Genomic DNA, 7,524 nt, shown 5'->3' on the forward strand with positions numbered 1-7,524 from the left:
TCCATCATTAATCCCAGGACACACCACTACCTGGGCATGAATTTGCAGCCGTCGCTCCTGAAACCACCTTAACTGCTCTAAAATTTGCCCAGCCCGAGGATTTTTCAGTAACCCTATGCGCACATCCGGTTCAGTAGCATGAACCGAAACATAAAGAGGAGATAGACGCATCCGTTCGATCCGATCCCACTCGGTTTGAGTCAGATTAGTCAGGGTTAAGTAAGACCCATACAGGAAACTAAGCCGATAGTCATCATCTTTGAAATAAAGGCTTTGGCGCTTACCTGGTGGTTGTTGGTCGATAAAGCAAAATGGGCAACGATTATTGCACTGAATCAAACCATCAAATAATGCTGTCTCGAATTCCAGACCTAAATCGTCATCATAGTCTTTCTCAATTTCGATCACATGAGTTTCACCCGCGCCATCCAGCACTTCCAGTTCTAAAATTTCATCCGCACACAGGAATTGATAATCAATCAAATCACGGGGATGGCTGCCATTGATCGCAACAATAGAATCTCCTGGTTCAAACCCAATCTCAGCGGCAATGGAGTTGGGAAGAACCTTTGTGATTAATACTGGACGAATCGAGCTTTGACTCATTCACTTGCGGACGCTAACTATTTTGTAACAGCCCAGTTATGATACCACCTAAAATTACTAACCCAAACAATAACCGATACCAGACAAATATCCAGACACCTTGTTTTTTCAGATAGTTTATCATCCATGCGATCGCTACGTAGGAAAATACTGCTGATGAAATCACCCCTACAATCAGTGACATTCCCCCAGCATCCCCGATGCCATCTTTGAGCAAACCGACTAACTCCACTAAACCAGCTAAGGTAATGGCGGGGATGCCCAACAAAAAGGAAAACCGTGCTGCGGTTGCTCGTTCCAAACCCATGAATAAACCAGCAGTGAGAGTTGAGCCAGACCGGGAGACACCAGGCATTAAAGCCAACGCCTGAGCCAAGCCCATGCCGATCCCATCTTTAAGACCTAAATCTTCAAAGTTACGCTTACGCTTACCCACCACTTCAGAAACACCCATCAACAAACCCATCACAATCGAGACATAGGCGATTGACATGGTACTCCGTATTGGAGAATTGTCATAATCAGGGATAAAGATTTTAATCAGCAGTCCAAAGAAGACAATGGGTAGGGTTCCCAAGGCAATTCCCAGGGCGATCTGGAAGTCTTGGGATTGGTAATCGGATTTACGGATAGCTTTGAATGCGCCAGTAGTGAGTTTACTCAAGTCTCCCCAGAAGTACCACACCACCGCCGCAATGGAGCCTAGTTGAATTACAGCCGTAAACGCAACCCCTGGATCACCCCAGCCTAAGGCTACAGGTACCACTTTTAAATGAGCGGTACTACTGATGGGCAGGAATTCCGTAAACCCCTGTACAAAGCCCAGCACCACAGCCTGAAAAATAGTCATGTGAGGCGTAGTAATTGTGGCAGTGGTACTGGTTGAGGATAAGACATCTGGGGCAGGAGTTGTAGCGAGAACCTTCAAGGGGAAGGTAAGGCAGGCGCTAATAAAAGCAATGATAGAAAAATTGATAAATTGACGTTTTGATAAGACCATTCGTTCCCCTATTGAGGTTGCTCCAGCTGAATCAGCCAGCCTGAATTCAATCGGTATTCTGGCATAAGTTACCAACAATCGCCAAGGAAATCTGGATACTTAGCAAACATTTCATGATATACCAATTCCATTCCATCTTGATCTTTAATCCTTAAACTTTAATATTTCATGGTTCTCGGGAATCGGGAATCGGGAATCGGGATAAAGTCTACCAATGGCTCTGGATCTACCCGTAGGGCACTACCAATGGCTTGGAAAATCTTAATTTTTCATGAGTTTTTGAATTTATCCTTCAGATTAGATATTTCTACCCTTGCCATCAACCACCATATTTCAGTACTCTTAGCAATATGCCCCCTGGGGGGATATTGGTAATGGTATATTAAGTTCAATAAAGATAATTAAAGATAAATAACAAAATTTTGTTGAAAAATACTTGGTTTTCTGCTATCGCCCCAAGGCATTCTGATCAGTCAGGGCAACTACTTCTATCGATCCCCCCTAGGGGAGTGAGTAATCCCCAAGGGTGGCTATTATTTGCTGCCGCCTCCTTCCTGGTTTCTGTACCAGTATTCTTCCAAGCTCCCCTAGTGCGGCTTTTCCCACTGTTGAGTTTAGCCATCACCCTGGCTTGGGTGTGGCTGGGTGTAAAACTGCTCCAACGTCCATCAACCCAAATCTGGGGTGACTTGCTGTTGGGATTTAGCTGGAGTTGGCTGGCGGGTTCACTATATTGGGGTTGGTTGCGCACTGAACCTCTATTGCATTTACCCATAGAGGCAATTGGTCTACCATTTGCTCTGTGGGGATTGTGGCGGGGTTGGGGAAAGGTAGGAAATCTGTTTTACTTAGGTTCGTTATTCGGTACAGCCATGACCGACATCTATTTCTACTTGACGAATCTAATTCCCTACTGGCGTCAGGTGATGGTTGTAGAGCCAGTCCTGGCAAAACCAATCTTTCAAAATGCGATCGCACAAGTCCAAACTCCTTGGGGAATTAGCTGGGCAGTGGTTTTGGTTGCTACGCTAGGAATAGTTGGTCTTTGGTCATTGACAAAAGAACAGCCCCATTGGTGGACCTTTAGTGGAGCCGTGTTGAGTACAATCGTGGTAGATAGTCTTTTTTGGTTGGCAGCTAACCTAGCATGATGACTCCAGACACTGACCCTTTAGGGTACAGTGTGGGCTTCTTCGGAAGCCTTCGTCATTTATTTATTTATATTTATATTTAGATATTTATATTAGGTTAGTTTTGAGCGTTGTCATTCCGAAATGACTGAATCATCCATTGAATGCATCTACTAGGGTCAGCTTATGAGTTTTGCTGGGTCTTTGACAGCAGCAAACTCAAGCTCGATTAGCAGTAACTAGTCAGTAACTTGTTGCTGCGATTGTTTCTCCAACTGCTGCGCTATCCTTCCCTAATCAGGGGACATCTTGGAAAATTGATGCAATGATCAACGTCTCAGTTAACCCTGTTGTTGCTCCTATATCTGTGGTGACTTTGCGATCCACCCCTTACCTACTTATGCCTACTGACTCTGGCAATCACTATATGCCATTAGTTGGTAGCAATTGCTGGACCGTCGGTCGTAGTGATGATAACAATTTTGTACTTTCAGATCGCTGGATTTCCCGAAACCATGCGATGTTGCAGTGTACCGAAAACGGTGATTTCTATCTCATTGATTTAGGAAGCCGTAACGGTACATTTGTCAATGGGCGCAGAGTCAGCATTCCTGTGACCTTGCGCAATGGCGATCATCTTACCTTTGGTCAGACAGAATTGGAGTTTTATTGCCCAGGCAAGGCTCATCAAACTGAACCACCCGAACCTATAGATAAAGATACCCAAACGTCAATATTGCACGTGCGCCGTCTGATTTCAGTGATGGTCGTGGATATCCGGAACTTCACCGTACTCACCCACCAGTTGGATGAAACCACCCTCTCAGTGGCCATTGGCAGCTGGTTCCGGGAGTCTGGAGAAATTCTGAAAAGGTGTGGTAGTTGGGTAGATAAATATATCGGTGACGCAATTATGGCGATTTGGTTTCATGGCTCTAAAGGGGTCAGTGATGAAGAAGCCATGAGTATTTTGCAAGCGGTCAATGACCTGAACAAAATGACTACCAATCTGTCTAAGGAATATCCTCTGCCCTTCCCACTCCGAATTGGTACTGGAATCAACACCGGTTATGCTATTGTTGGTAACACTACTGGTAGTGGCGATCGCCCAGAATACACTGCGGTTGGGGATACTGTAATTGCCGCTTTTCGCCTCGAATCTGCCACCAAGGAACTTGGTTTAGATATTGCCCTAGGGGAGGATACATACCGCTACCTTTCCAAAATCCGAAAGTCTGAGCTTAAGTTCAAGCAACACACTGTCAATCTCAAAGGTTATGATACTTCCACTATTACCTACGCTGGAACCTATGAAAAATTAGATAATTTCTTGCGAGTTAACTCTACTCTACCAAGTGTTGAATAAGCTTTATTAAAAAGTATCACTCATTATTAGGAATTCAAAATTCAAAATTCAAAATTCAAAACCCAAGATTCAACTTTCAACGTTCAAACAACTAACCTTTAACTTTCAACAACCTTAAACTTAATATGTTGCAATTAACTAATCTTCAATGCCTAACTATTAAAATTTGAACTGAGCACCTGCTTCGACTCTAGCATCAAATCCCTCGTCACCTGTACCTAGTTTAGCGTCTATAAATAAACCATTATCTGAATGGTACCTCAAGATAGCGCCATAGTTAAAGCCTGACACTCGACTGTCAAGCCCCACATTGGTAGTGGTGAAATTTCTGACAAAAGCGCCTAGAGAAAAATTCTCGATCACTCGTTGTGAAAGCTCTACATCATAAAACACCTTTCTACCTATCTCTAGATTAAGGTTGGATTTTAAACCACCGACAGTTCCTAAGTCTCCAGTAACATATCCGACAACTTCCCCTTGACTATTTTCTGGCATAAAAGCATTCAGACCTTCTGGAGTATAGAGAATAGCAGGAGTAACTGAATACCCTACGCTTTTTCCCTGACGTGAAAAGGAATAAGCGGCTGTGATTTGGAAAGGATTCAATCGATTCGCAGAACTATTCCAATTAATACTAAAAAACGGCACGTGAGTGATGATGGCGATTGGTTTATTGGTTGAGTCAACCGCTACATGTCGATTAATCCAATTTACCTGAGCGTGGCTATAGACTCCCACAGTCGGTTCTTTGGTAAATCCATTATCGTCGGAAACATCTGAAGGATTGTTTTCTCCAACCCCTGGTGCTGAATTAGGAGCCAGATTAAACCAACCTCCTAAGCTGACACCATAGTTAAAATTTTCCGATGTACCAGCTACTAATACTTCTATAGTCGGTAGAGATACATAACCAGCAAAGGTTTTGTCTCGAATACTTCGTTGAGAAGTCTGGGTGAGTGTAATCCGATCAAATGCAATATCAAATGCTCGGCCACTGTTGATTGGTACAACAGTATTATCAAAAGACCTAAATTGTTGCACAAATTGTCTGCCATCAGGACTAGTCAAAATAACGTCTACCGCTGATGATTGGTTACTGGGAGTAATCGCGGTATTATTCAAAGGAACTACTCCAGCAATAAAACCCAATGGACCAAAATCTTGGTTAGATAGTCTTAGTTCAGAAAAAGACGTATCTCCTTGATCCCAATCACTTATATCTCTTTGAATAAAATCAATAGCTCGCTGATGATTACCCGTTCTCAGTTGGACTATCCTAGAGTGGTTAGGAGTAATTTGACTAGGAAACGTCACCCTACCCGATACCTGATTGAGGCGACTAGAGCGATTAGTATTAGCTAAGGTTTGATTAAGTCTTTGATTGATTTGACGTCGCTGTTGGGGAGTAGCTTTAGTCTGTAACCGAGCAAATTCTTCGTTATTGTCAAATTTTTGCCGAGCGTCTTTAATACTGTTGTCTATATTGTTAAAATCAATAAATTCAAAAACTATCCCCAGTACCATTCCCAGAGTTGCATTGGCAATTTGGTTCGAATCCAGGTCGCCATCAAAGGATAGGGTTAGGGAAATACCTGGGTTGGAAAAAATACTTGAGTAACTGGCACTGATATCTACTGGGTCATACTGAATCAGGCTTCGGTTGTGAGATTTACTGATATAAAATCTGTACCAATGCTTACTGTCTTGACTATCAAGATTCAAGTCAACTTCAGTAGCTCTTTGACCAAGAGGAATCCAATGTAAAGAATTTAGATAATGAAAATCTCTTTCCTCTTCAGTTAGGAAAGGATTGACAGATAAATTCAATAAATCATTGGTCATACCTCCCCCTGGTTGTGCAATCTTAACCCCAGGGATAGATGTGGAAGGAGCCGTGAAATTAAGACCTTCTCCTGTCAAAGGGTCTCCCCAGGTAATTCCCGCTGCTTGTAGAGCCTCTTGAGGAATTATTTCCCCTTCTTCCAATTTGACATTACCATTATCTAACAAAGGTTGTAGATTTGTGGTTGGATAACCTTGCAAAATCTGGGGAGCATTATCTGCGTCTAAAAATTGGAATAAAGAGCCTCCACCGCTACTATTCAAAGTTGAGCCACTGCCAAGATTAATTACCCTATTTTCCAAAACAGTGACATTAGGATCGTCAGGATCAATTCCACTATTAATGATTACTTCACCAGCCCGTATTCCTTGTGGAGTTCTCAATTCTCCAGAGATTACCCTTACTGTCAAGTCATTAACCTCAACGTCTCCAACTAACTCTTCAAAATTAGTGGGCAAAGCTGAGATAAATTGTAGCCCCCACAAGGATTGCTCTACAGTCGCTGTTTGGGTGAGTTGAGTATCCCTTGACTTTCCTTGGTAGAGAAGACCACCTTGGAATCCTTGAGTCTCTATAACAACAGTATTGCCATCAAGAACCCAGTAGAATTGATTATCTTTAGGAAAATTAGCAAAGGTAAATCTATTCAGAATGGGATTGTCGTCAGCGAATCTTAACTCTGTCTCTAGATAATTTTCGTTTTTGTTTGGTCTAAATGATGTGGGATCAAAGGTTAACTTATCAGTGGGATTAATAATCCAAGGATACTTGGTGGCACTTTGAGTTATAACATCACTGATCGGAGTTATTTTTGAATTTTCTTGATTTTGGGTTTGTGCTGGTAAGCTGGCTGACTCTGCTTCAGGTGACCTAGATTCAGCAACCTCTATTGCCAATACATTTAGATGATCGTCTAGCTGCTCTTTTGGCTTATCGTTTGGCTGCTTATCAATTATAAAATCCTTAACCTGATCAGAATAAGACGTCAAAAAATCTGAATCTTTAACTTCAAATTGTACGTTTTCAAAAATTTGGTAATTATTAAAATCCGTAGGGAACGTTGGTGTTTGAACAAAAAAATTGGCAAAAAAAAGTAAAATTAGTTGATCCATTATTTTAACCTAAAATCATCCAGTAACAGCATTTAAACAAAAACTACAATTATTGATATTGATTAGATTAATTGTTAAGTTTTGCTTATGTGATGCTCCGTATTTTCTGCTCAATAACACCTATTAAATTGCAATAAAATCAATTAAATATGACTGTATAGAAATTTAGATATGTCTATTATTTTTTTAAAGTTTTACAACAAAAAAATAGTTGCTTTGTAAGCATTCAGCTATAGCGCGTGTCGCGTGAAGTCACCCATCACCCCACACCCCACACCCCGTCAGTGCCCATAGCACATAAGCTGATAGCTGTAAGCATATGCGCTACGCGCACGCTGCGCGAACAGCCGTCAGCCGAAGGCCTTTGGCCACGCTACTTGAGGTGCCGTCAGCTTTTAGCTCACGCTACTTGAGGTGCCGTCAGCAGACTTAACTCAGCATTATTCGAAGGCTTACCTCTTTTATTA

At 42.1% G+C, this 7,524-nt stretch carries 6 protein-coding genes; 3 read left to right on the forward strand and 3 right to left on the reverse strand.

The genetic code is table 11. From position 1 onward, the window contains the following. Both F6K52_RS28525 and F6K52_RS28530 read right to left on the reverse strand, forming a co-directional pair. Positions 1 to 606, reverse strand: a 606-nt coding sequence (locus F6K52_RS28525) for a PDZ domain-containing protein (RefSeq protein WP_293086595.1), incomplete at its 3' end; no start/stop codon positions are given. A 13-nt stretch (positions 607 to 619) separates the two neighbouring features. Continuing rightward, positions 620 to 1,456 carry an undecaprenyl-diphosphate phosphatase gene (locus tag F6K52_RS28530; protein ID WP_293086612.1) on the reverse strand — a complete coding sequence of 279 codons (837 nt, stop codon included), beginning with the start codon at positions 1,454 to 1,456 and terminating at the stop codon, positions 620 to 622. Positions 1,457 to 1,774: 318 nt separating this feature from the next. On the opposite strand from F6K52_RS28530, the gene F6K52_RS28535 reads away from it, so the two are divergent. The 3 genes from F6K52_RS28535 (at position 1,775) to F6K52_RS28545 (ending at position 4,102) form a co-directional block, all read left to right on the forward strand. After that, on the forward strand, positions 1,775 to 1,981 hold the full coding sequence (locus F6K52_RS28535; protein WP_293086598.1) for a hypothetical protein: 207 nt from the start codon (positions 1,775 to 1,777) through the stop codon (positions 1,979 to 1,981). A 134-nt stretch (positions 1,982 to 2,115) separates the two neighbouring features. Beyond that, on the forward strand, positions 2,116 to 2,757 hold the full coding sequence (locus F6K52_RS28540; protein ID WP_293086602.1) for a DUF3120 domain-containing protein: 642 nt from the start codon (positions 2,116 to 2,118) through the stop codon (positions 2,755 to 2,757). A 304-nt stretch (positions 2,758 to 3,061) separates the two neighbouring features. Next, positions 3,062 to 4,102: an adenylate/guanylate cyclase domain-containing protein gene (locus F6K52_RS28545; RefSeq protein WP_293086607.1), complete on the forward strand. Its 1,041-nt coding sequence runs from the start codon at positions 3,062 to 3,064 to the stop codon at positions 4,100 to 4,102. Positions 4,103 to 4,261: 159 nt separating this feature from the next. On the opposite strand, the gene F6K52_RS28550 is transcribed toward F6K52_RS28545, so the two are convergent. After that, positions 4,262 to 7,057, reverse strand: a complete 2,796-nt coding sequence (locus tag F6K52_RS28550; protein ID WP_293086609.1) for a hypothetical protein — start codon at positions 7,055 to 7,057, stop codon at positions 4,262 to 4,264. Positions 7,058 to 7,524 lie beyond the last annotated feature (467 nt).

The organism is Moorena sp. SIO3H5, assembly GCF_010692395.1.
Lineage (GTDB): Bacteria > Cyanobacteriota > Cyanobacteriia > Cyanobacteriales > Coleofasciculaceae > Moorena.

Coding starts and splice junctions, on each gene's coding strand:
- F6K52_RS28530 (WP_293086612.1), bottom strand. CDS start 1,456: ATGACTATTTTTCAGGCTGTGGTGCTGGGCTTTGTACAGGGGTTTACG.
- F6K52_RS28535 (WP_293086598.1), top strand. CDS start 1,775: ATGGTTCTCGGGAATCGGGAATCGGGAATCGGGATAAAGTCTACCAAT.
- F6K52_RS28545 (WP_293086607.1), top strand. CDS start 3,062: ATGATCAACGTCTCAGTTAACCCTGTTGTTGCTCCTATATCTGTGGTG.
- F6K52_RS28550 (WP_293086609.1), bottom strand. CDS start 7,057: ATGGATCAACTAATTTTACTTTTTTTTGCCAATTTTTTTGTTCAAACA.